Source organism: Pseudomonas sp. SLFW (assembly GCF_009905615.1).
In the GTDB taxonomy this organism is placed as follows: Bacteria; Pseudomonadota; Gammaproteobacteria; order Pseudomonadales; family Pseudomonadaceae; genus Aquipseudomonas; species Aquipseudomonas bambusae.
Genome location: NZ_JAAAKW010000015.1, coordinates 65,757 through 88,134 on the forward strand (window position 1 = coordinate 65,757; position 22,378 = coordinate 88,134).

At 60.4% G+C, this 22,378-nt stretch carries 22 protein-coding genes; 9 read left to right on the forward strand and 13 right to left on the reverse strand.

Features of this window, described 5'->3' with window-relative positions; all coding sequences use genetic code 11:
* Nucleotides 1–11: 11 nt before the first annotated feature.
* The 6 genes from mltB (at nt 12) to lipA (ending at nt 5,473) form a co-directional block, all read left to right on the forward strand.
* Entirely contained in the window at nt 12–1,022 is a 1,011-nt protein-coding gene (gene mltB, locus GVN17_RS22585) for a lytic murein transglycosylase B (protein WP_166597478.1), read from the forward strand.
* Nucleotides 1,022–2,053, forward strand: coding sequence for a septal ring lytic transglycosylase RlpA family protein (locus GVN17_RS22590; protein ID WP_166597479.1), 1,032 nt, complete (start codon nt 1,022–1,024; stop codon nt 2,051–2,053). Before mltB ends, GVN17_RS22590 begins: the two co-directional genes overlap by 1 nt.
* 197 nt (nt 2,054–2,250) lie before the next feature.
* Nucleotides 2,251–3,411 (forward strand): D-alanyl-D-alanine carboxypeptidase family protein, encoded by a 1,161-nt coding sequence (locus tag GVN17_RS22595; protein WP_166597480.1) that lies wholly within the window; start codon nt 2,251–2,253, stop codon nt 3,409–3,411.
* 97 nt (nt 3,412–3,508) lie between these two features.
* Complete coding sequence (locus tag GVN17_RS22600; RefSeq protein ID WP_166597481.1) at nt 3,509–3,784, forward strand: DUF493 domain-containing protein; 276 nt, start codon at nt 3,509–3,511, stop codon at nt 3,782–3,784.
* Nucleotides 3,784–4,431 carry a lipoyl(octanoyl) transferase LipB gene (lipB, locus tag GVN17_RS22605; RefSeq protein ID WP_166597482.1) on the forward strand — a complete coding sequence of 216 codons (648 nt, stop codon included), beginning with the start codon at nt 3,784–3,786 and terminating at the stop codon, nt 4,429–4,431. Before GVN17_RS22600 ends, lipB begins: the two co-directional genes overlap by 1 nt.
* Before the next feature lies 1 nt (nt 4,432).
* Nucleotides 4,433–5,473: a lipoyl synthase gene (gene lipA, locus GVN17_RS22610; RefSeq protein WP_256665342.1), complete on the forward strand. Its 1,041-nt coding sequence runs from the start codon at nt 4,433–4,435 to the stop codon at nt 5,471–5,473.
* Between the two features lie 240 nt (nt 5,474–5,713).
* Here lipA and GVN17_RS22615 read toward each other — a convergent pair whose 3' ends face one another.
* From GVN17_RS22615 to leuS, 5 genes are all read right to left on the reverse strand, one after another.
* Nucleotides 5,714–7,048, reverse strand: coding sequence for a lytic murein transglycosylase (locus tag GVN17_RS22615; RefSeq protein ID WP_166597483.1), 1,335 nt, complete (start codon nt 7,046–7,048; stop codon nt 5,714–5,716).
* A gap of 87 nt (nt 7,049–7,135) precedes the next feature.
* Nucleotides 7,136–7,294, reverse strand: a complete 159-nt coding sequence (gene arfA, locus GVN17_RS22620) for an alternative ribosome rescue factor ArfA (RefSeq protein WP_166597484.1) — start codon at nt 7,292–7,294, stop codon at nt 7,136–7,138.
* 226 nt (nt 7,295–7,520) lie between these two features.
* Complete coding sequence (gene holA, locus GVN17_RS22625) at nt 7,521–8,558, reverse strand: DNA polymerase III subunit delta (protein WP_166597485.1); 1,038 nt, start codon at nt 8,556–8,558, stop codon at nt 7,521–7,523.
* Between the two features lie 42 nt (nt 8,559–8,600).
* A complete protein-coding gene (gene lptE, locus GVN17_RS22630) occupies nt 8,601–9,206 on the reverse strand; it encodes an LPS assembly lipoprotein LptE (protein ID WP_166597486.1) in 606 nt (201 codons plus the stop codon).
* Nucleotides 9,207–9,294: 88 nt separating this feature from the next.
* Nucleotides 9,295–11,901 (reverse strand): leucine--tRNA ligase, encoded by a 2,607-nt coding sequence (leuS, locus tag GVN17_RS22635; RefSeq protein WP_166597487.1) that lies wholly within the window; start codon nt 11,899–11,901, stop codon nt 9,295–9,297.
* Between the two features lie 303 nt (nt 11,902–12,204).
* Here leuS and GVN17_RS22640 point away from each other — a divergent pair, with 303 nt between their 5' ends.
* Together GVN17_RS22640 and GVN17_RS22645 are read left to right on the forward strand one after the other, a co-directional pair.
* Complete coding sequence (locus GVN17_RS22640) at nt 12,205–12,576, forward strand: hypothetical protein (RefSeq protein WP_166597488.1); 372 nt, start codon at nt 12,205–12,207, stop codon at nt 12,574–12,576.
* Between the two features lie 86 nt (nt 12,577–12,662).
* Entirely contained in the window at nt 12,663–13,424 is a 762-nt protein-coding gene (locus GVN17_RS22645; protein ID WP_166597489.1) for a YdcF family protein, read from the forward strand.
* A 138-nt stretch (nt 13,425–13,562) separates the two neighbouring features.
* On the opposite strand, the gene lnt is transcribed toward GVN17_RS22645, so the two are convergent.
* From lnt to miaB, 5 genes are all read right to left on the reverse strand, one after another.
* Nucleotides 13,563–15,083 (reverse strand): apolipoprotein N-acyltransferase, encoded by a 1,521-nt coding sequence (gene lnt, locus GVN17_RS22650; protein WP_166597490.1) that lies wholly within the window; start codon nt 15,081–15,083, stop codon nt 13,563–13,565.
* A gap of 30 nt (nt 15,084–15,113) precedes the next feature.
* A complete protein-coding gene (locus GVN17_RS22655; protein WP_166597491.1) occupies nt 15,114–15,956 on the reverse strand; it encodes an HlyC/CorC family transporter in 843 nt (280 codons plus the stop codon).
* A gap of 5 nt (nt 15,957–15,961) precedes the next feature.
* Nucleotides 15,962–16,462: an rRNA maturation RNase YbeY gene (gene ybeY / locus GVN17_RS22660; protein ID WP_166597492.1), complete on the reverse strand. Its 501-nt coding sequence runs from the start codon at nt 16,460–16,462 to the stop codon at nt 15,962–15,964.
* Nucleotides 16,455–17,459, reverse strand: a complete 1,005-nt coding sequence (locus tag GVN17_RS22665; protein ID WP_166597493.1) for a PhoH family protein — start codon at nt 17,457–17,459, stop codon at nt 16,455–16,457. The genes ybeY and GVN17_RS22665 overlap by 8 nt, the downstream gene beginning before the upstream one ends.
* Nucleotides 17,460–17,784: 325 nt before the next feature.
* A complete protein-coding gene (gene miaB / locus GVN17_RS22670; RefSeq protein ID WP_166597494.1) occupies nt 17,785–19,113 on the reverse strand; it encodes a tRNA (N6-isopentenyl adenosine(37)-C2)-methylthiotransferase MiaB in 1,329 nt (442 codons plus the stop codon).
* A gap of 135 nt (nt 19,114–19,248) precedes the next feature.
* Here miaB and GVN17_RS22675 point away from each other — a divergent pair, with 135 nt between their 5' ends.
* Nucleotides 19,249–19,575 carry a DUF1820 family protein gene (locus GVN17_RS22675; RefSeq protein WP_166597495.1) on the forward strand — a complete coding sequence of 109 codons (327 nt, stop codon included), beginning with the start codon at nt 19,249–19,251 and terminating at the stop codon, nt 19,573–19,575.
* Between the two features lie 15 nt (nt 19,576–19,590).
* Here GVN17_RS22675 and GVN17_RS22680 read toward each other — a convergent pair whose 3' ends face one another.
* The 3 genes from GVN17_RS22680 to thiE all read right to left on the reverse strand — a co-directional run bounded on the left by GVN17_RS22680 (nt 19,591) and on the right by thiE (nt 22,361).
* Nucleotides 19,591–20,154, reverse strand: coding sequence for a tetratricopeptide repeat protein (locus tag GVN17_RS22680; protein ID WP_166597496.1), 564 nt, complete (start codon nt 20,152–20,154; stop codon nt 19,591–19,593).
* Nucleotides 20,155–20,399: 245 nt separating this feature from the next.
* On the reverse strand, nt 20,400–21,683 hold the full coding sequence (hemL, locus tag GVN17_RS22685) for a glutamate-1-semialdehyde 2,1-aminomutase (protein WP_166597497.1): 1,284 nt from the start codon (nt 21,681–21,683) through the stop codon (nt 20,400–20,402).
* Nucleotides 21,684–21,734: 51 nt separating this feature from the next.
* Nucleotides 21,735–22,361 (reverse strand): thiamine phosphate synthase, encoded by a 627-nt coding sequence (gene thiE, locus GVN17_RS22690; protein WP_166597498.1) that lies wholly within the window; start codon nt 22,359–22,361, stop codon nt 21,735–21,737.
* Between the last annotated feature and the right edge of the window lie 17 nt (nt 22,362–22,378).

Here is a 22,378-nt window from a genome sequence, read left to right on the forward strand (position 1 = left end):
TGAACAACTCAATGCAAGTAGTGCGTGGCTGGGCTGCTCGATATGCGCCGCTGGTCGGTCTGATGGGCATCCTCGGGTCCGTGCAGGAATCGCTTGCCGGTGATTATGAAGGCTCGCCTCAGGTCGCCCAGTTCGTCAGCGACATGACCCGGGATTACGGGTTCGCGGGCGAGCAGTTGATCGAAGTTTTTCGCAACGTCGAGCGTAAACAGTCGATTCTCGACGCGATTTCCCGGCCCGCCGAACGGGTGAAGCCGTGGAAGGATTACCGGCCGATGTTCCTCACCGAGGCGCGCATCGCACGGGGTGTGGATTTCTGGCGGCAGCATGAGGCGACCCTTGCACGCGCCGAGCAGGAATACGGCGTGCCAGCGCAGGTGATCGTGGCGATCATCGGTGTTGAAACGTTTTTTGGACGCAATACCGGAAATTATCGGGTGATCGATGCATTATCGACCCTGAGTTTCGATTACCCTCCGCGTGCTGACTTCTTTCGCAAAGAGCTGCGCGAGTACCTGTTGCTGTCGCGTGAGGAGCAGGTTGACCCGCTGACGCTCAAGGGCTCGTATGCCGGGGCAATGGGGTTGCCGCAGTTCATGCCGAGCAGTTTCCGGGCCTATGCGGTGGATTTCGACGGCGACGGCCACATCAACATCTGGAACGACCCGGATGATGCAATCGGCAGCGTCGCGAGTTACTTCAAGCGTCACGGCTGGGTCGCGGGTGAACCCGTGGTCAGTCTTGCGACCGCGCGTGGTGACCGTGCCGATGAGGGGCTGAGCCCCGGAATCGAGCCGGTAAAGACCGTCGGGGAGTTGCGAGCCTTGGGGTGGGCGAGTCATGATGCGCTGCGCGATGATATGCCGGTCACGGCGTTTCGCCTCGAAGGCGACAAAGGCCCTGAATACTGGATGGGTTTGAAGAATTTTTACGCAATCACGCGTTACAACCGCAGCGTGATGTACGCCATGGCCGTGCATCAGCTGTCTGAACTGCTTGTTCAAGCTCGGGGCGTCAAGTAATGCGGTCATTGCCGATCAAACAACCATTGAAGCTGATGGCCTTCACGGCGCTGACATTGCTCGTCGTCAGTTGCTCCACCAGTCGACCGACGCAGCAAGGCAACATCATCCGCTCGCAGCCGGGACTGGACATCAACCGGGCACACAAAGATGGCGCTCCGTGGTGGGACGTCGACGTTTCGCGCATCCCCGATGCCGTGCCGACCCTGCACACTGGCCCTTATAAAGCCAACCCATACACCGTGCTCGGCAAAACGTATTTCCCGCTGACCGATTCCGCGAGCTACAGCCAGACCGGCACCGCGTCGTGGTATGGCACCAAGTTCCATGGCCAGAACACCGCCAACGGCGAAGTGTATGACCTGTACGGCATGAGCGCGGCGCACAAGACCTTGCCGCTGCCGAGCTACGTTCGCGTGACCAACCTGGACAACAATCGCACGGTGATCCTGCGGGTCAACGACCGTGGGCCGTTCTATTCAGACCGGATCATCGACCTGTCCTACGCCGCCGCCAAGAAACTCGGGTATGCCGAGATCGGCACGGCGCGCGTGAAAGTCGAAGGCATCGACCCCGCTCAATATTGGGCGCAGCGTGGCAAGCCTGCGCCGTTGATGCTGGATCAGCCGCAAGTTGCGATCAGCGGTCCGACCGCGAGGCCACAACCTGCTGCGCCGGTGATCACGGCATCGGCGGGTACCATCGAGCAATGGACGCCACCCCCGCAGCAGCACGCCGCACCCGTATCGCCTGTACCGATCGACGCAAAAAAAAACGCTTCCGGACAAGTGTCTGGGCTGTTTCTCCAAGTGGGAGCCTTCGCCAACCCGGACGCTGCGGAACTCCTGAGGTCGAAACTGAGCGGGATGGTTCGGGCCCCGGTTTTCGTGAGCTCGATAGCGCGCAATCAACAGACGCTCTATCGCGTGCGGATGGGACCGGTCGACACGCCGGGTGAAGCCCAGCAGCTGCAGAACAGCGTCAGGTCGGCGAATCTGGGGTCGCCGAGTGTCGTGACGTCCGATCAGTAAAAAAAGATCGATGATTCGAACCTTGGCAATGAGGCCGGATCAGAACTTGCCCGACGGACAACTGGCCGTCGGAGAGAGCGTTGTCAGCAGCATTTCACGGGGGCATCTGTAGAATGTCACCCCGTTCGCCAGGGTAGCCTGGCATTACCGCTTTGCCCGCGAGGGCATGTTTGCCCATTAGCAATTTCGAGAGACGGATGAACATCACCACCTTTGCAAAACGCCTTTGCCTTTTAATCCCGCTTTTCACCGCGCCTGCCGTGTTTGCGGCAGAGCAGATGACGCCATCGGCACCGCAACTGGCGGCCAAGGCGTACGTGCTGATGGACGCCAACAGCGGTAACGTGCTGGTCGAGAACAACGGCGACCAGCGTCTGCCACCGGCCAGCCTGACCAAGCTGATGACCGCCTACATCGCGACTCTGGAAATCCGTCGCGGGCAAATCGGCGAAAACGATCCAGTGACCGTCAGCGAAAACGCCTGGCGCACCGGTGGTTCGCGGATGTTCATCAAGGTGGGCAGCCAGGTGACCGTCAGCGACCTGCTGCACGGCATCATCATCCAATCCGGTAACGACGCCAGCGTGGCCCTGTCCGAGCACATCGCGGGCAGCGAAGACGCGTTCGCCGACATGATGAACAAGACCGCTGGCGACCTGGGCATGGTCAACAGTCACTTCATGAACCCGACCGGCCTGCCGAACCCTGATCACTACGCCACCGCCCACGACATGGCGCTGCTGGCCCGTGCGATCATCCACGAAGACCCGGCTCACTATGCGATCTACTCGCAGAAAGAGTTCTTCTGGAACGGCATCAAACAGCCAAACCGTAACCTGCTGCTGTGGCGCGACAAGACCGTTGACGGTCTGAAAACCGGCCACACCGAAGAAGCGGGCTACTGCATGGTGTCCTCGGCCGTTCGTGATGGTATGCGCCTGATCGCCGTGGTCTTCGGCACCAACAGCGAACAAGCCCGTGCCGCCGAAACCCAGAAGCTGCTGACCTACGGTTTCCGTTTCTTCGAAACCCAGACCTTCTACCAGAAGGGCACCGAACTGGCTCAAGCGCCGGTCTGGAAAGGCACCGAGCGTCAGATCAAGGCCGGCCTGGCTGACGATCTGTCCATGACCATGCCTAAAGGCGAGATGAAGAAGCTCACCGCCAGCATGAGCATCAACCCGAAACTGGTTGCGCCTATCGCCAAGGGCGACGTGATCGGCCAGGTTGAAGTGAAACTGGAAGACAAGGTCGTGCGCACCGCTAATCTCATCGCCATGGACTCCGTTGAGGAAGGTGGTATCTTCCGCCGCCTGTGGGACAGCATTCGCATGTTCTTCTACAGTCTGTTCAACTGATCACGGGTTACTCACCGACTGACCGTTGACCCTATGCCCCTGCCGCTGATCGCGGTGGGGGACTGTCCGTTTTCCGGCTTACGAGGCCGTTACTGCCATGACAGATTCCGACGTTAAAGCACCAAAAATCGAATTTCCGTGTGCCGATTATCCGATCAAGATCATCTGCGATACCGGCGCGGGCAACAAAGACAAAGCCATCGAGATCGTTGGCAAACACGCCAAGATCAACGATGAACGCGTGGACGAGCGCCAGAGCAGCAACGGCAAGTACACCACCGTGCAGCTGCATATCCTCGCCACCGACCAGGATCAGCTCTACAACATCAACAGCGAGCTGCGGGCCACAGGTTTCGTGCACATGGTGCTGTGATGGGCGAGCGTCTGGGCTTTCGCGATCTCGGATTGATCGACTACGAGCCTACCTGGCAAGCCATGCAACGCTTCACGGACGGCCGCACTCGCGAGACGCCCGATGAAGTGTGGCTGGTCCAGCATCCCCCGGTTTTCACCCAGGGACAGTCTGGCAAGCCCGAGCATCTCCTCCTTCCGGGTGATATTCCGGTGGTACAGGTCGATCGCGGTGGCCAAGTGACTTATCATGGGCCCGGTCAACTGGTGGCTTATCTGCTGCTGGATGTGCGTCGCCTTGGGTTCGGCGTGCGCGAACTGGTCACCCGGATCGAGCACAGCCTGATTGAGCTGCTGGCCAGTTATGGCGTCACGGCAGCCGCCAAACCCGAAGCGCCGGGGGTCTATGTCGACGGGGCGAAGATTGCCTCTCTGGGCCTTCGTATCCGCAACGGTTGTTCCTTCCATGGTCTGGCGCTCAACGTCGACATGGATCTGGACCCGTTTAAACGGATTAATCCCTGCGGGTATGCGGGGCTGGCGATGACCCAGCTGCGTGAACAGGCAGGCCCGATTGAATTTGCCGAGGTTAGTGCCCGGCTGCGTGCGCAGCTCGTCAAACACCTCGACTACGCTGAGCAGACGACCCTAACGGGCGGAATCGATTGATATGACTACTGCGCATGAGACGGCCGATGCCGTGCAAACCCTGATCCCCACTGTGAACGTGGTCACACCTGAGCGTGTGGCGCGTCCGAAAGTTGAAGCGGGTGTAAAGCTGCGTGGCGCGGAAAAAGTGGCGCGCATCCCGGTGAAGATCATTCCTACGGTTGATCTGCCGAAGAAACCTGACTGGATTCGCGTCCGCATCCCGGTTTCTCCCGAGGTGGATCGCATCAAGGCCCTGCTGCGCAAACATAAGCTGCACAGCGTGTGCGAAGAGGCGTCCTGCCCGAACCTGGGCGAGTGCTTCTCCGGTGGCACCGCTACCTTCATGATCATGGGCGACATCTGCACCCGTCGCTGCCCGTTCTGCGACGTGGGCCATGGTCGTCCGAAAGCACTGGACGTGGACGAGCCGAAGAACCTGGCTGTTGCCATCGCTGACCTGAAACTCAAGTACGTCGTGATCACTTCGGTGGACCGTGATGACCTGCGTGACGGCGGCGCCCAGCACTTCGCCGACTGCATCCGCGAAATCCGCGAACTGTCGCCGAACGTGCAGTTGGAAACCCTGGTTCCGGATTACCGTGGTCGTATGGACATCGCGCTGGAAATCACCGCAGCGACGCCGCCAGACGTGTTCAACCACAACCTGGAAACCGTGCCGCGTCTTTACAAGGCCGCGCGTCCGGGTTCGGACTACCAATGGTCGCTGACCCTGCTCAAGCGCTTCAAGGAAATGGTCCCGCACGTTCCGACCAAATCCGGCCTGATGCTGGGCCTGGGCGAAACCGACGAAGAAGTGATCGAAGTGATGCAGCGCATGCGCGAGCACAACATCGACATGCTGACTCTGGGCCAGTACTTGCAACCGTCCCGTAACCACCTGCCGGTTCAGCGCTTCGTGCACCCGGACACCTTCGCCTGGTTCGCCGAGGAAGGTTACAAGATGGGCTTCAAGAATGTCGCTTCGGGCCCGCTGGTGCGTTCCTCGTACCACGCTGACGAACAGGCCAAGCTGACCAAGTCGTTGCTGACCGCGGGCTGATTTTTCTCGGTATTGCACGCAATAGAAAAGGGCCGGATATCGCTATCCGGCCCTTTTTTTTGCGCGTGTTGTATGGAACGCCGCTGCCTTCTTGTAGGAGCGTGGCTTGTCCCGCGACCTGACGCGAAGCGGCAGTGAATCCGCTTGACGCGCGATATCAGGAAAACCGAGTGATCGATGCTTCGACGACTCCGTCGCCGATCGCGGGACAAGCCGCGCTCCTACAGGCCCATGCTTTCCTTATGGCTTACGCAAACTCTCCAACAACTCCTGCGTCGGGTAACCGTCCGCTGGCCAGCCAAATGACTGCTGGGCGCTACGAATGGCTTTGCGGGTATTGGCGCCAATGATGCCGTCCGGCGCGCCTGCGTCGTATTGGCGGGCCGAGAGCAGGGTTTGCAGTTCAATGCGCTCAGTGCGGCTCAGAGGACGATCTCCGCGCGGCCACTGGCCAATCACATAACCGCCGCCCGTGAATCGCTCAGACAACAGCCCAATGCCCAGCCCGTAGGACGACGAGTTGTTGTACTTGAGGATCGCCCGAAAGTTATCCATCACCAAAAATGCCGGGCCTTTATAGCCCGCAGGCAGCAAGAGTGCCGCCTGCTGTTGCAGCAGGTTGGCGGGGAGGGGGGCGCCGTTGGGCAGCTTCAGACCCAACTGCTGCCACTCAGCGATGGTTTTGCGGGTAGACGCATCGGCCATGGCGTAGTCGAAGCCTTGCCGCAGTTGCACCTCGAAACCCCAAGGCTGGCCTTTCTGCCAACCCGAGCTTTGCAGGTAGTGCGCAGTAGAGGCCAAGGCATCGGCGGGCGAATTCCAGATGTCGCGTCGGCCGTCGCCGTCGAAGTCCACGGCATGGGTGTTGTACGTCGTGGGAATGAACTGCGTCTGCCCCATCGCCCCGGCCCAGGAGCCGAGCATGTTTGGTGCATCGATGTCGCCGTGCTGAATGATTTGCAGCGCGGCGATCAGTTGATCCTGCGCGAACTGAGGACGGCGTCCTTCATAGGCCAGCGTCGCCAGCGAGCGGATCACCGATTGGGTGCCCTGGAACTGGCCGAAGCTGCTTTCCATGCCCCATACGGCGATCAGTGCCTGACGATCCACGCCATAACGCTGCTCGATGGCGCTCAGCACGTCAGCGTACTGCGCGAGCAAGGCCTGGCCCTTGCGCACACGCACAGCCGATATGGCGCCGTCGAGGTATTCCCAGACCGGGCGCGTGAACTCAGGTTGGCTGCGATCGGCTTTGACCACGCTCATGTCCGGCGTCACGCCCGCGAAGGCACTGTCGAAGACGTCCGGGCGAATGCCCGCGCTCAACGCCTGATTGCGAAACATGGATTGCCATTCGGCGAAGCTCATGGCCGGCTGGATTTCAAAATTGGTGTCGTCGGGAGCGGCCACAGCGCTGGAAGGCGTGGGCGCGGCTTTCGCGACGTTCAGAGGGGCGGCTTGAAGCGGGGTGGCGACGGCAGCGGTGGGTTGCTCCGCACAGGCGACCAGTACGAAGAGGCTGGAGGCGGCGATCAATTGGCGGACATGCCAACGACGGGGAAAACTAAAGGGCATTCTGGGGTCCACAGGGATAAACCGTAAGGTGCAGACCTTACCATGTCGGCCCTGTCGGCGGGGCGCCGGTCAGTCACCTGAAATGTTTCAAGCTGCCATAACGGAAGAAGCCTCCCAATCTCTCGACTGGAAGGCTTCGCGGCGGTAGCTGCCTTTGCCCTTGGTGGGTTGTTCCTGACGGCTGCGGAACAGGGGCTGGGCAATGATGGATTTGGCCTTGTTCGGCCGCTTTTTGGCTTTGCTCATGGCGATACTCTCTTTGAGTGGTGGGTGGAGCGGCGGGGATGATCGGGCAGATTGGCGCACAGGTCTAATTGATCTGTCCTATGAATGCTTAGTCCCGAGCTATGGAAATCCCCGTGGGAGCGAATTCATTCGCGAAAAATCCGACGGCCGACAGAAATGCGTGGGTGGTAACGACGTCTCGCGATTGAGTTCGCTCCCACAGCTCGTCGGTGTTGCCCTGTGAGATCTATTCCGACGGCAACGCCAATCGCTGGCCGGCCATCTGGATCGACAATCGGCTGAGGCTGTTCCACACCGAACCCTGTGCCTGACCCTTGATCTGCGCGTCGATGTGTTGAGCGTCCATCAACAGCTGTGCCCAGCGTCGGGCGGAGTGGCGTTGCAGAGCTTTGCTCATCAGCGGTTTGCGCTTGTCCCAAATAGGCGGGCGGGCCTGGCTGAAGGCTTTGTCCAGCGGCACGCCCTGGCTGAACTGCAACGCCAGATTCGCCAGCACCCGCAGCTCCCGAGACAATGCCCAGAGAATCACCGGCGGCTCCACGCCTTCCCCGCGCAGGCCTTCCAGCATGCGCAGCGCGTGAGACGCTTCGCCGTTGAGGATCGCGTCGGTCAGCCCAAACACGTCGAAACGCGCACTGTCCGCCACGGCTGCCTGCACGGTTTCGACGGTAATCTGGCCTTGCTCGGCCATCAGTTTGAGCTTTTCGATTTCTTGAGCAGCCGCCAGAAGGTTGCCTTCCACGCGAGCAGCGATCAGCTCCACCGCGTCGGGGCTGGCGGCCAGCCCGGCCTGCGCCAGACGCTGTCGAATCCATTGTGGCAACTGGCTGGCGTCCACCGGCCAGATTTGCACGAACTGGGTTTGCGGTCCCTCGACCAGCGCTTTGCCCCATTTGGTCTTCTGCGCAGCACCGTCCAGCTTGGGGAGGCTGATCAGCAGCAAGGTATCTTCAGCCGGACGACCGCAGTATTCCAGCAACGCGGCGGCGCCTTTGTCCCCCGGTTTACCGGATGGCAGGCGCAGCTCCAGCAGACGACGTTCGGCGAACAGCGACATGCTGGCCCCGGCTTGCAGCAGGGTGCCCCAATCGAAGCTTGAGTCTGCACTGAAAACCTGACGCTCATCAAAACCCTGCTGACGGGCAGCGGATCGGATGGCGTCGCACGCTTCCTGACATTGCAGCGGGTCATCGCCGCTGACGATGTAGACAGGCGATAACGCACCTTGAAGGTGTTTGGAGAGCTGGGCGGGGGCGAGTTTCATGGGTCAGAAAAGATCAGGGCCGGCGAACCGGCCCTGATGCCATCACTTGGACGGGATTTCGATCGGAGACTGTTGAGGCGTCTCGTCGCGAACACGTTGAGCGGCGGCTTCGGCATCGGCCTGGGCACGAGCGGCGGCGTCAGCCTTGGCTTGCAGTTCGTCCAGACGCTGCGGCGACAGCTGCTGCAGGCGGGCAATCAACTTCTGCACCAGGTCGCTGCGCATTTCCTTGCGGATCTGCTCGGCTTCCTGGTCGGAACCGATCAGGTTGTTGCCGTCATGCACGTAGGTCTTGGTGGACTGTACGTTGTCATCGAGCAGCAGCACGTTCTTGGTGCCGTGGATTTCGTATTTCACCACGGTGGTCAGCTCATACTCGGCCGAGTTGCCGGAACCTGCGTAACTCGCGGTGCGCTGGGTCTCGTCTTCACGGGCCAGGAACAGCTTGTATTGAGCACCGGTGTAAACGTGCACGCCGCTGTTGGTCAGGGTGTTTTTCAGCTCAGTGACAACCTGGCCGTAGACGTCGCGGGCGCTGACGTCCAGCTCCTTGATCGACAAGGCGTTGGTGCCAGTACCGCGCAGCTGGAAACCGCAGGCGCTCAGCAATACCGCGAGGCCCATTACCAGCAGATTGCGTTTGATCATCTTGTTGCTCCCCTTGAATCCGTTTGAGCCCGAAGTGCGGGCTCTGGAAGTGTGTTGGGCGCCTGACCGTGTCAGGCGCCTGATCCAATCAGCTGGCGACGATGTTCACCAGTTTGCCGGGTACGACGATCACTTTGCGAATCGTCAGACCGTCGATGAAGCGCAGCACGTTTTCGTTGGTCCGTGCAGCGGCTTCGACGTCCTCGCGGCTGGCACTGGCTGGCATTTCGATCTGACCGCGCAGCTTGCCGTTGACCTGTACCACCAGTTGCAGCGTGTCCTGCACCAGAGCGGACTCATCCACCACTGGCCAGCCCGCGTCGATCACCGGATCAGCGTGACCCAGCGCGTTCCACAGTTCATGGCTGATGTGCGGCGTGATCGGGGCGAGCAACAGGGCGACGGTTTCCAGACCCTCCTGCAACAGCGCACGATCCTGTTCCGACGCCTGCGGTGCTTTTTCCAGCACGTTCATCAGCGTCATTACCTGAGCAATGGCGGTGTTGAATTTGTGGTGCTGACCAACATCCTGACCGGCTTGCTTGATGGCCAGGTGGATGGCACGGCGCGCGGCTTTTTGATCGTCGCTCAGTGTTGTTTTGTCCAGCGCGCCCGGCAGGCCAGCGGTGACGTGGGCCTGGCCCAGACGCCATACGCGCTTGAGGAAACGGTGCGAACCTTCGACGCCGGAGTCGGACCATTCCAGGCTCATGTCAGGCGGCGAGGCGAACATCATGAACAGACGGCAGGTGTCGGCGCCGTACTGATCGATCATCGATTGCGGGTCAACGCCGTTGTTCTTCGACTTGGCCATTTTTTCGATGCCGCCGATTTCCACCGGCAGGCCATCGGCGATCAGCTTGGCGCCGATGATCTTGGCCTTGGTGTCGCGTTCGAATTCGACGTCAGCCGGGTTGAACCAGGTTTTGCTGCCGTTGGCTTCGAGACGGTAGAACGTCTCGGCAACGACCATGCCCTGGGTCAGCAGATTCTTGAACGGTTCGTTGGAACTGACCAGACCTTCGTCGCGCATCAGTTTGTGGAAGAAGCGCGCGTACAGCAGGTGCAGGATCGCGTGTTCGATACCGCCGATGTATTGATCGACCGGCAGCCAGTGGTTCGCGGCTTTCGGATCGACCATGCCGCCTTCGTAGTGAGGGGAGGCGTAGCGGGCGAAGTACCACGACGACTCTACGAAGGTGTCCATGGTGTCGGTTTCACGCTTGGCCGGTGCGCCGCATTTCGGGCAGATGCACTCGTAGAATTCAGGCATGCGCGCCAGTGGCGAACCTGCGCCATCCGGTACGACGTCTTCTGGCAACTTGACGGGCAACTGGTCTTCAGGGACCGGCACGTCGCCGCAGGTGTCGCAGTGGATGATCGGGATCGGGCAGCCCCAATAGCGCTGACGGCTGATGCCCCAGTCGCGCAAGCGGAACTGAGTGCGCGACTTGCCGAGTTCTTTCTTGGCGAGGGCGGCTTCGATGGCGTCGAAGGCGCCGGCGAAGTCCAGACCGTCGAACTCGCCGGAGTTGATCAGCACGCCGTGCTCGTTGTACGCGTCCTGCCAAGGCGCTGGGGTTTGATCACCCGCGCTGGTGCGCACCACCGGTTTGACCGGCAGGTTGTATTTGGTGGCGAATTCGAAATCGCGCTCGTCGTGAGCCGGAACAGCCATGACCGCGCCGTCGCCGTAGTGCATCAGCACGTAGTTGGCGACCCACACTGGCAGCTTCTCGCCGGTCAGTGGGTGCTCGACGAACAGAGAAGTCGGCAGGCCTTTCTTTTCCTGCGTGGCGACGTCAGCTTCCGCGACGCTGCCGCTTTTGCATTCGTGGATGAAGGCTTGCAGCTCAGGATTGTTCTGCGAAGCCAGGGTCGCCAGCGGGTGCTCGGCGGCCACGGCCACGTAGGTCGCGCCCATCAGGGTGTCGGCGCGGGTGGTGAAGACTTTCAGGGCACCGGCTTCGCCGATGGAAGCCTGGTCGTACGGGAACTGCACTTCCATGCCGCGGGATTTGCCGATCCAGTTGCGCTGCATGGTCTTGACCTGTTCAGGCCAGCCCGGCAACTCGTCGAGGCTCTCCAGCAGTTCATCGGCGTAGGCCGTGATCTTGAAGTAGTACATTGGGATTTCGCGCTTTTCGATCACCGCGCCCGAACGCCAGCCGCGGCCGTCGATCACTTGCTCGTTGGCCAGAACGGTCTGGTCGACCGGGTCCCAGTTCACGGTGCCATTCTTGCGGTAGATCACGCCTTTTTCGAACAGGCGCGTGAACAGCCATTGTTCCCAGCGGTAGTAATCAGGCTTGCAGGTGGTGACTTCGCGGGACCAGTCGATCGCCAGACCGAGGCTCTTGAGCTGGGTCTTCATGTAGGCGATGTTTTCGTAGGTCCACTTGGCCGGTGCGACGTTGTTCTTCATCGCGGCGTTTTCTGCCGGCATGCCGAACGCATCCCAACCCATCGGCTGCAGCACGTTCTTGCCCTGCATGCGCTGATAGCGGGCGATCACGTCACCGATGGTGTAGTTGCGCACGTGCCCCATGTGTAGCTTGCCGCTAGGGTAAGGGAACATCGACAGGCAGTAGTATGTGTCCTTGCCTGGCTGTTCACTGACTTCAAAAGACTTTTGCTCTTCCCAGAAGGTCTGGGCGGCGGCTTCGATTTCGCGGGGCTGATAGAGTTCGTGCATGGCTACTTTTGACTAGAGATTGGTGACCCTTGACCGCTTCGCTGCCGTCCCGGACTGGAGGGGCGTCACGTGTCAGGCTGTGCCTTTGCCAACGCGACGGGTTCGAACCCGGAGGAGCGGAAGTGGAATAACAGGAAGCGCCGTAGCATACATGAGGGCAGACTATCGAGGGAAACCTTTGATTGCATGCGCGAGGCCCTCCAACCCCCGTCATTCGCCGTTGGTCGCGGCATCGCGCCGGTTTTTGCAGTGCCGCTAAGCTCATTGTCGAGGGTATGTGTTTATCTTCAGTGAGGTGAACGGATGGCAGAGCTGCGGCACCAAGTAGAGAAACCTGATCTGTATGACCGTTTGATTGATCGTCTGGGGCTGGCCCTGGACATGGCGAAAACAGCAGTCCGGCTTCGCAACGAGTACCCCACCGAACTGGAACTCCGTGGTTTGAGTCAGGCTGAGTTTCAGTTGATCGAGGCCTATCTGGATCGCAAGGACGTCGTTGTAAGAGAGGAATCACCGAACATCAAGAAAGGGAGTTTCAGCAGTTCCCGGGAGCCTTCGGAGTCGGCCCGCGGCCCGCAACTTTCAACCAATGTCATCTGGTTGAAGGACCAGCGTCGCGCCAAGGTGTCGGCAAAGTTGAGTCGCTACAGTTCCAGCAAACATTTCAAGCGGTAACGTTTACGGGTCCCAATCCCGTCTGATTAAGCATTGTTGCTTAGCGTCAATCCTTCTAGGCTTCGGGCATCTTCTGGAGATGCCCGATGCCTTTTCGTTACGCCATCAAGAACCTGCTCCTGCCGCCCGGCATCTTTCTGCTGCTCCTCTTATTCGCCTGGTGGTTGAGAACGGCTCGACCGCGTCTGGCACGAGCGCTGTTTGTGATCGGCTTCGGTGGACTGCTGTTGACCAGTCTCCCGGTGGTAGTGGAGTGGTCGGCCAAAGGCATCGAACGCATTCCGCCCCTGCAACAGGACCAGTGGGCAACCCTCGCCCAGCACGCCGACGCTATCGTGGTGCTCGGTTCCGGCCGTGAGCGCAACGACCCCAGTTGGGGCAGTGACATCCCGACGGGAACGGCCCTTGAACGGATGCGGTATGCGGCGCGTTTGTCCAAGGCCTCTGGCCTGCCGATTTTGACCACGGGCGGGTTGCATTACGGCGAGCCGCCAAGTGAAGCGGCGATCATGGCCGATTCGTTGCGCGACGATTTTGGAGTGACCGTCCGCTGGCAAGAAGGCGAAAGTCGGACCACTTGGGAAAACGCGACGATGACGGCGGCCGTGTTGCAGCCCTTGGGGATCAAACGAGTGGTCGTGGTGACGCAGGCCTGGCACATGCCGCGTTCGGTCTGGAGCTTTGAAAAGGCCGGTTTTGCGGTCGTGCCCGCGCCTGTCGGCTTTTTGAGCACGGACAACGCCAGACCGTTTGCTGGCTGGCTGCCAGAGTCCAAAGCCGTGTGGCAGATGGGGCAGTTGATCAATGAAGCGGCGGGGTTGGTGGGGTATCGGGTGTTTTATCGGTGATTTGGCGGGCTCTGCATTTCCCTGTGGGAGCGAATTCATTCGCGAGAGGCCGGTAAATCCAACATATCTCCATTGGATGTACCACCGCATCGCGAATGAATTCGCTCCCACAGGGGGCGCGTTTCAGCAGATCCTGCATCAAACCGTCTTGGAAATCCGGCTCGCCAGCAGCGCCCAGCCAATCAACAACACCGACAAAATGATCAGTGGCCACGAACGCCAGTGCAGGTACGGCGTCAGGTTGTGCATCGGCGTGACTTCGCCGTACATCACCGCCCGTTCGAACTGCGGCACGGTGGTGGTGATCTTGCCGAACGGGTCGATCAGTGCGCTTTTGCCATTGTTGGTGGCGCGGATCATCCAGCGACCGGCCTCCAGCGCGCGCATCTGCGCCATTTGCAAATGCTGCAGCGGACCGATGGACGTGCCGAACCACGTGTCGTTGCTCACCGTCAGCAGCAGATCGCTCTGGGCGGAAAGGCTGGCTGCGAATTCGGGGTAGACGACCTCGTAACAAATGAACGGCGCGATCTGGTAACCCTTGGCTTGCAACAATGCCTGTTCGGCCGGGCCGCGTGCAAAGTCGGACATCGGCAGGTCGAAGAACGTGATCAGCCCGCGCAGCAGGTCTTGCAATGGCACGTACTCACCGAACGGCACCAGTTTCTGTTTCAGGTAGGTGCCGTCGCCTTCGCCGGTGACGGTGATGGCGTTGTAATAACGGAATTCACCACGCCCGCCTTTCTGCCGCAGCGGCACGCCTGTGATCAGTGCTGAGTCCCGATCTGCAGCAAACTTGCCCATCATCGTCAGGTAGCCCTCGACGGACTCCTTGAGCACCGGCACAGCGGTTTCCGGCCAAACGATCAGGTCGGCTTTTTGGGACGTGAACGTCATGTCGCGGTAAAGGGCCAACTGAGCGTTCAGCGCAGCCGGGTCCCATTTCATGCTTTGTTCGACGTTCCCCTGCATCGCGGCAACTTTCAACGGCGCGCCTGAAGGTTCGGTCCAGGCATGGCTTTTCAGCGCCAGACCCACCACCCAAGGCGCCAGCAGCAGAGCGATGCCAGCAGCGAAGAAGCTTTTGCGTGCACGCAGTCGAGGCAGGTTGCACAGCAGGGCAGCGGTCAGCGCGAGGCTGAACGAAATCAGCCACATGCCCCCCAATGGCGCCAGACCTTTCAGCGGGCCATCGAGCTGGCTGTAACCGGAGTAAAGCCAAGGAAAGCCTGTGAGGAACCAGCCGCGAAACATTTCCTGACCGAACCACAGCGCAGCGAACGCCAGCGCATCGGCCAAAGGCGCTTCGTTGCGGCGAATCCAGCGAGCCCAGAGCCAGGCGGGCAGGGCGAAGAAGAAGGCGACAGAAGCGCAGAACAGCACCATCAGGAACCCGGCAAGCCAGACCGGCGCTTCGCCGTACGTGTGAATGCTGACGTAGATCCAGCTGGTGCCGCCGCCAAACAGGCCAAACCCGTACGACCAGCCCCGCCACAACGCTTGGCGAGGTGTCAGTTCGCGCAACCCGAGGTAGAAAACCACCAGCGCGACAATCGCCAGCGGCCAGATATCGAACGGCGCCAGGGCCAGGGTGACGAGTGCGCCAGCCGCCACGGCCAGCAGGTTACCGGGCCAGCCGGGGCGGGTGATCCAGCGCATTTACATTCCTTATGACAAACGGATACGACGTTACGAGCGCGAAATCGGACTCAGGCGCAGCAGGTGAATCCGGCGGCTGTCCGCATTCAGGATGCGGAAACGATACGCGCCGATTTCGGTGATTTCATTACGCTTTGGCAGGTGCCCGAACGCATTCATCACCAGACCGCCGACCGTGTCGAATTCATCGTCAGAGAACTCGCTGTCGAAGAACTCGTTAAAGCTGTCGATGGGGGTGAGCGCCTTGACCAGGAAGTCGCCGCTGGGCAGCGGTTTGATGTAGCTGTCTTCCTCGACGTCGTGCTCGTCTTCGATGTCGCCGACGATCTGTTCCAGCACGTCTTCGATGGTCACCAGACCCGCCACGCCGCCGTATTCGTCGATGACGATGGCCATGTGGTTGTGGTTGGCGCGGAATTCACGCAGCAGCACGTTGAGACGCTTGGATTCCGGCACGAAGGTCGCCGGACGCAGCAGGCTCTTGATGTCGCCGACGTCGCCGTTTTCCTTGAGGATCAAGGGCAGCAGGTCTTTCGCCAGCAATACGCCGAGGACGTCGTCGTGGCTTTCGCCAATCACCGGGTAGCGAGAGTGGGCGGAATCGATCACTGCCGGGAGCAGCTCGCGAAGGCTCTGGCTGGCCTTGATGCTGACCATCTGAGAGCGCGGGACCATGATGTCCCGGACCTGGAGGTCAGCCACCTGAATGGCGCCTTCGGCGATGGCCAGCGCTTCGCTGTCCAGCAATTTGTTCTGATGGGCTTCGCGCAGCAGCTCTAACAGCTCCTGGCGGTTCTTCGGCTCATGGGCAAATGCCTGGGTCAGTTTGCCCAACCATGACTTTTGCCCGTTGCTCGATCGGTCTTCGCTCATAGCCCTTACTCGTGGTCCTTGCCTGGTGTTTCTGTAGGTGGTGTGTCGACGATTTCGTCGTCGGCGTAGGGATCGGGATAGCCCAACTCTGCAAGCAACTCCCGTTCCAGTGCTTCCATTTCTTCGGCTTCGTCATCGTCGATGTGATCGTAGCCCAACAAATGCAGACACCCATGAATGGTGAGGTGCGCCCAGTGTGCGTCCAGCGCCTTGCCCTGTTCGGCTGCCTCGCGGGTCACGACCGGCACGCAGATCACCAGGTCACCCAGCAACGGAATGTCGAGGAGTTCGTCAGGCACGTCCGCAGGAAAGGACAGCACGTTGGTGGCGTAGTCTTTGTGACGCCAGGTGTGGTTCAGTTCCCGGCCTTCAGACTCGTCGACCAGGCGAATGGTCATTTCCGAGTCGGCGACGCGCTGGCGCAAGCCCATCTCACACCAAAGGCGGAACTGGGCTTCGCTGGGGGCGCTGGCTTCACTCGCGACTTGCAGATCCAGCTCAAGCATCGCGGCGGTATTCCCGAGGGGCACTTTGCTCGTTGCGCTCCTCGAAGCGCTCGTAGGCTTCGACGATGCGTTGCACCAATGGATGGCGCACCACGTCCTTGGGCTTGAAGTGAGTGAAACTGATGCCCGGCACGTCCTTGAGCACTTCGATGACATGATTCAGCCCGGATTTGGTGCCTTTCGGCAGGTCGATCTGGGTGATGTCACCGGTGATCACGGCGGTGGAGCCAAAGCCAATACGGGTCAGGAACATCTTCATCTGCTCGACGGTGGTGTTCTGACTCTCGTCGAGAATGATGAAGCTGTTATTAAGGGTGCGTCCGCGCATGTAGGCCAGCGGTGCAACTTCGATCACTTGCTTTTCGATCAGCTTGGCGACGTACTCGAAGCCCAGCATCTCGTAAAGCGCGTCGTAGAGCGGTCGCAGGTACGGGTCGATCTTCTGTGCCAGATCGCCGGGCAGGAAACCGAGCTTTTCGCCCGCTTCGACCGCCGGACGCACCAGCAGGATGCGGCGAATCTGCTCACGTTCCAACGCGTCGACGGCAGCCGCGACGGCGAGGTAGGTCTTGCCCGTACCGGCCGGGCCGATGCCGAAGTTGATGTCGTTGGCGAGAATTTCCTTCACGTACCGCTGCTGATTCAAGCCGCGTGGCCGAATCATGCCTTTCTTGGTCCGCAGGGCTACGCCGACTTCTGCAGCAGGGTGGTTGTCCAGCTCTTCGACGCCGGATTCCTGCAGGAACAGATGAACCATGTCCGGGGACAGCTCGGTACTTTTGGTTTCCCGATACAGTCGGCGTAACAGGTTTTCTGCCGAAGTGGTCTGTTTGCGCTCGCCGATCATCTCGAACTGGCCTCCGCGATTGCGGATTTCGATGTCCAGGCGCTGTTCGATCAGGCGCAAGTGCTCGTCGAATTGCCCGCACAGATTGGCGAAGCGGTGGGCCTCGATAGGTTCGAGGCTGAAACGATGTGGTTCGATAGGTGCGTTCAAAGTGGTTTTTAGCCGCCCGACGGCAATAAAGGTGAAATGAAGGATAACCCCTGTGGGCAGTGTCCGAAAGGGCTCACTTACTAATGGTTGAGTCGGCAGCCGCCATAACCTCGGTAGGAGTGAGCTTGCTCGCGATTGCCGGCTGTCAGACACGGGCATGGTGGCTGAAGAAACGCAATCGCGAGCAAGCTCACTCCTACAGGGTTCGTGCGTCGGTTCTGTAGCAGTCCGGCTTGCCGGCGGTGGCGGATTCAAAATCGTCACCGCCGGCAAGCCGGGCTGCTACGGAAGGGTTCGATGCAGCGTTAGATGAGGGCGTCTGGCCTTACTGCAACAACGACCCCCGCAGCGAGTGCGGTTGCGCGCTGTCGATGTAGACGTCGGCGAATTGCCCGATCAGCTTGGGGTTGTCGCAGCGGAAGTTGACGATGCGGTTGTTCTCGGTGCGCCCTTGCAGTTCGCCGGGGTCTTTCTTCGAATAGTCGGTGACCAGAATGCGCTGGACAGTGCCCGCCATTTTGCGGCTGATCTCGAAGCCCTGACGGTTGATCAGGTCCTGCAACTGCTTGAGGCGCTCTTTCTTGGTTTCTTCCGAGGTGTCATCGGCCAGATCCGCTGCCGGGGTGCCAGGGCGCGAGCTGTAGACGAACGAGTAGGAGAAGTCCATGCCGACGTCTTCTACCAGCTTCATGGTCTGCAAATGATCTTTTTCGGTCTCGCCGGGAAAACCGACGATGAAGTCCGAGCTGATGCAGATGTCCGGCACCGCTGCACGCAGCTTGCGCAAACGGGATTTGTACTCAAGCACGGTGTGGTTGCGCTTCATCGCCGCCAGAATGCGGTCTGAACCCGACTGGACCGGCAAATGCAGATGTTTGACCAGCTCCGGCACGTCGGCGTGGGCCTGAATCAGGCTGTCGGAAAACTCCAGCGGATGCGACGTGGTGTAGCGAATGCGGTCGATGCCGTCGATGGCCGCTACCACGCGGATCAGTTCGGCGAGGTCAGCCACGCGACCGTCGTGGGTCGTGCCGCGATAGCCGTTGACGTTCTGGCCGAGCAGCGTCACTTCACGCACGCCGTTTTCGGCGAGGTGGAAGACCTCGGTGATCACGTCATCGAAGGGCCGACTGACTTCTTCACCCCGCGTGTAAGGCACCACGCAGAACGTGCAGTATTTGCTGCAGCCTTCCATGACCGAGACATAAGCGCTCGGGCCATCGACGCGAGGCTCGGGCAAATGGTCGAATTTTTCGATTTCCGGAAACGACACATCCACCTGCGGCAAGCGGGTGATGCGTGCGGCGTCGATCATGTCCGGCAGGCGGTGCAGGGTCTGCGGGCCGAACACGACATCGACGTAGGGCGCCCGATCACGAATCGCCGCACCTTCCTGACTGGCGACGCAACCACCGACGGCGATCACCATCTCCGGGTTGGCAAGCTTCAGCTCGCGCCAGCGGCCAAGCTGGGAGTAGACGCGGTCCTGCGCCCGCTCGCGGATGGAGCAAGTGTTGAGCAGGATGACGTCGGCGTCTTCCGCGCGGGCGGTGACTTCCAGCGCTTGATGTTCGCCCAGCAGATCGACCATGCGCGAGCTGTCGTACTCGTTCATCTGGCAGCCGTGGGTTTCGATATAAAGCTTCTTGGCCATGCGGGTTCGGATTCATCAGGTGATTCGAAGAACCGCGCATTATAGGGACCCTGGCCTCGGGTTCCTAGCGTTGCCTAACCAGCGGCATGCTATAGTTCGCGCCCTTTTCAAAACACCGATCATTGCCTGCCTGTTATGACCAAACGCGAAGCTCCAATCTATAAGGTGATTTTTCTCAACCAGGGCCAGGTGTACGAGATGTACGCCAAGCAGATCTATCAAAGCGATCTGTGGGGGTTTCTTGAGGTTGAGGAATTCGTCTTCGGTGAGCGCACGACCGTGGTGGTAGACCCCAGCGAAGAGAAGTTGAAGCAGCAGTTCGACGGAGTGGTACGCAGCTTCGTGCCGATGCATTCGATCGTGCGTATCGATGAAGTCGAGCGGATGGGCACGGCGAAGATCAGTGAGGCGCGTCAGACTGGCAATGTCATGCCGTTCCCAATGCCGATGCCGGACAAATAAGGTCCGGCGACTCGATCAGGGTTTGCTGGTATCCGGGAAGGGCGCGAATGGCGAGCGCCCTTCGGCGGTTTGCAGCTCCAGAAGATACTTGCGGAAGATTTGCCCCAGCACTTGGGTCGCGACTTCCAGATCTTCCTTTTTCATTTGGCCCGAAACTTCGTCGGCCTGGTCGAGCGCATCTTCCGACCCGTTGACCGCCGCCATCTTCAGGACGATATAAGCCTGAATGTTATTGGCTTGCACACCCTCACCACGGAAGAACATCAGGCCCAACTGATACTGCGCCTGCGCATGGCCCTGCAATGAGGCCTGTTCGAAGTAGTTGAGTGCCTGAGTGAGGTCGCGCGGCGTGTTCTTGCCGTCGTAATAGAACTGTCCCAACTCGTATTGCGCCTGCGCATCCCCGCCTTTGGCCGCCTGCTGACACGCCGACAAGGCGGCTGGCAGGTTGTCTGGCTGGGTATTCAGGGTGCAGCGACCCACCGCTGGTATTAACAACGAGTTGCCACCTGCATTCGCCAGCAGGGGATGAAGAAGCAACAGGCAGCCCAATGCAAGGGTGCGGCCGGTGCGATTCATGGAAGTCGACTTACCTCTGAAAAAGGTGCGGGCATGCCCGTCCAGCTAAACGTGCTGGCTGCGCATTATGAAATAAGCGGGGCCTACCTTACAAAGTCTTTACTGATTTTCTGCTGCACGGGCTTGATTCGCCTGTATTCAGGGGGCTCGAAGCGCCGCATACAACTAACGTTTAAACAAAATAGCCGAATAACACCGTCAATCAACCGTGGGAGCGGGCAAGCGCGCTCCCACAGGATGTCGTGTTACTTCAACTGCGCGAAGGCTTTTTCGGCTGCGTCGAGAGTCAGTTGCAGCTCCGCGTCGCCGTGGGCAATGGAGGTGAAGCCGGCTTCGAAGGCGCTCGGCGCCAGATACACGCCACCTTCCAGCATCAGGTGGAAGAAGCGCTTGAAGCGGTCGGCGTCGCTGCTCATCACGTCCTGGAAGGTAACGATCTCTTTCACGTCGGTGAAATACAGGCCGAACATACCGCCCGCCTGAGTCGTCACGAACGGGATGCCCGCTGCGTCGGCACGCTGTTGCAGGCCTTCGAGGAGGCGCGTGGTGAACGCGCTCAGTTCATCGTGGAAGCCTGGGCGGCTGATCAGGCGCAGCGTGGTCAGACCGGCTGCCATGGCCAGCGGGTTGCCCGACAGCGTGCCCGCTTGATACACCGGACCCAGCGGCGCGATGTGGGACATGATCTCGCGCTTGCCGCCGAAGCAGCCCACCGGCATGCCGCCGCCAATGATCTTGCCGAAAGTGCTCAGATCAGGCTTCACGCCGTAATAAGCCTGAGCGCCGCCGAGGGCAACGCGGAAACCGGTCATCACTTCGTCGAAAATCAGCACCACGCCGTGCTTGTCGCACTCTTCACGCAAACCTTGCAGGAAACCCGGCGCTGGCGGCACGCAATTCATGTTGCCTGCCACCGGCTCAACGATGATGCACGCCACTTCCTGGCCGACGTCCGCGAGCATTGCCTTGACCGCCCCGATGTCGTTGAACGGCAGGGTCAGTGTGTGTTTGGCGAACGCCGCCGGAACGCCCGGCGAGCTCGGCACGCCCAGGGTCAGCGCCCCTGAACCTGCCTTGACCAGCAAGCTGTCGGAGTGGCCGTGGTAGCAGCCTTCGAACTTGATGATGCTGTCGCGACCGGTGTAACCACGGGCCAGGCGAATCGCGCTCATGGTCGCCTCGGTGCCGGAGCTGACCATGCGGACCATTTCCATCGACGGCACGATCGAGCAGGCCAGGTCCGCCATCTCGGTTTCCATCGCGGTCGGCGCGCCGTAAGACAGGCCGTGCTCCAGCTGTTTGCGCACGGCGTCCAGCACGTCCGGATGGCTGTGGCCCAGAATCATCGGCCCCCACGAGCCCACGTAATCCACATAGCGCTTGTCGTCTTCGTCGGTAACATAGGCGCCCGCCGCGTGTTTGAAGAACAGCGGGGTGCCGCCGACGCTCTTGAACGCACGAACTGGCGAATTGACGCCGCCGGGGATGTGTTTCTGGGCGTTGGCGAACAGGGTTTCAGAACGGGACATGATGAAGGTCTCTGCTTGAATCGAATGGGGGGACGTCGGCCCGACGCGGGATCAGGCCGATTTGAACAGGTCGTTGAAGGCGCGAGCGCGACGGGTCACTTCCTGTGTGGTCTCGGCGCCGAACAAACCCTGCACCACGGCCAGCAGGTCGGCGCCATGAGCCACCAGCGGGGCCGCGTTTTCCAGCGTGACGCCGCCGATAACGGCGATCGGCAGCGAGATACGCTTGCGCGCCTCAGCCAGCATTTCGAGGCTGCATGCAGGTGCGCCGGGCTTGGTGTTGGAGTTGAAGAAACGCCCGAACGCCACATAGGTCGCGCCGTCGGCCTTGGCTTTTTCTGCCAGTTCGAGCTGGGCGTGGCAGGTGGCGCCGACGATGGCCTTGTGACCGAGCAGGGCGCGGGCGTCGGGCAGCGAGCCGTCAGTCTGGCCAAGGTGCACGCCAACGCCGAGGCGTGCAGCCACCTCGGCGTCGTCATTGATGATCAGGCGGGTCTTGTAGCGCTCGCACAATTTCAGCAGTTCCGAGGCCTCACGCAGACGGCGGGTCTCGTCACCGGATTTGTCACGGTATTGCAGCAGGGTCACGCCGCCATCAAGGGCAGCCTCGACGTAGGACAGGAATTTGCCGGCCAACAGTTGGCTGTCGGTAACGGCATACAGGCCACGCAGTTTCATCGGGGGTGCCTCTTGTT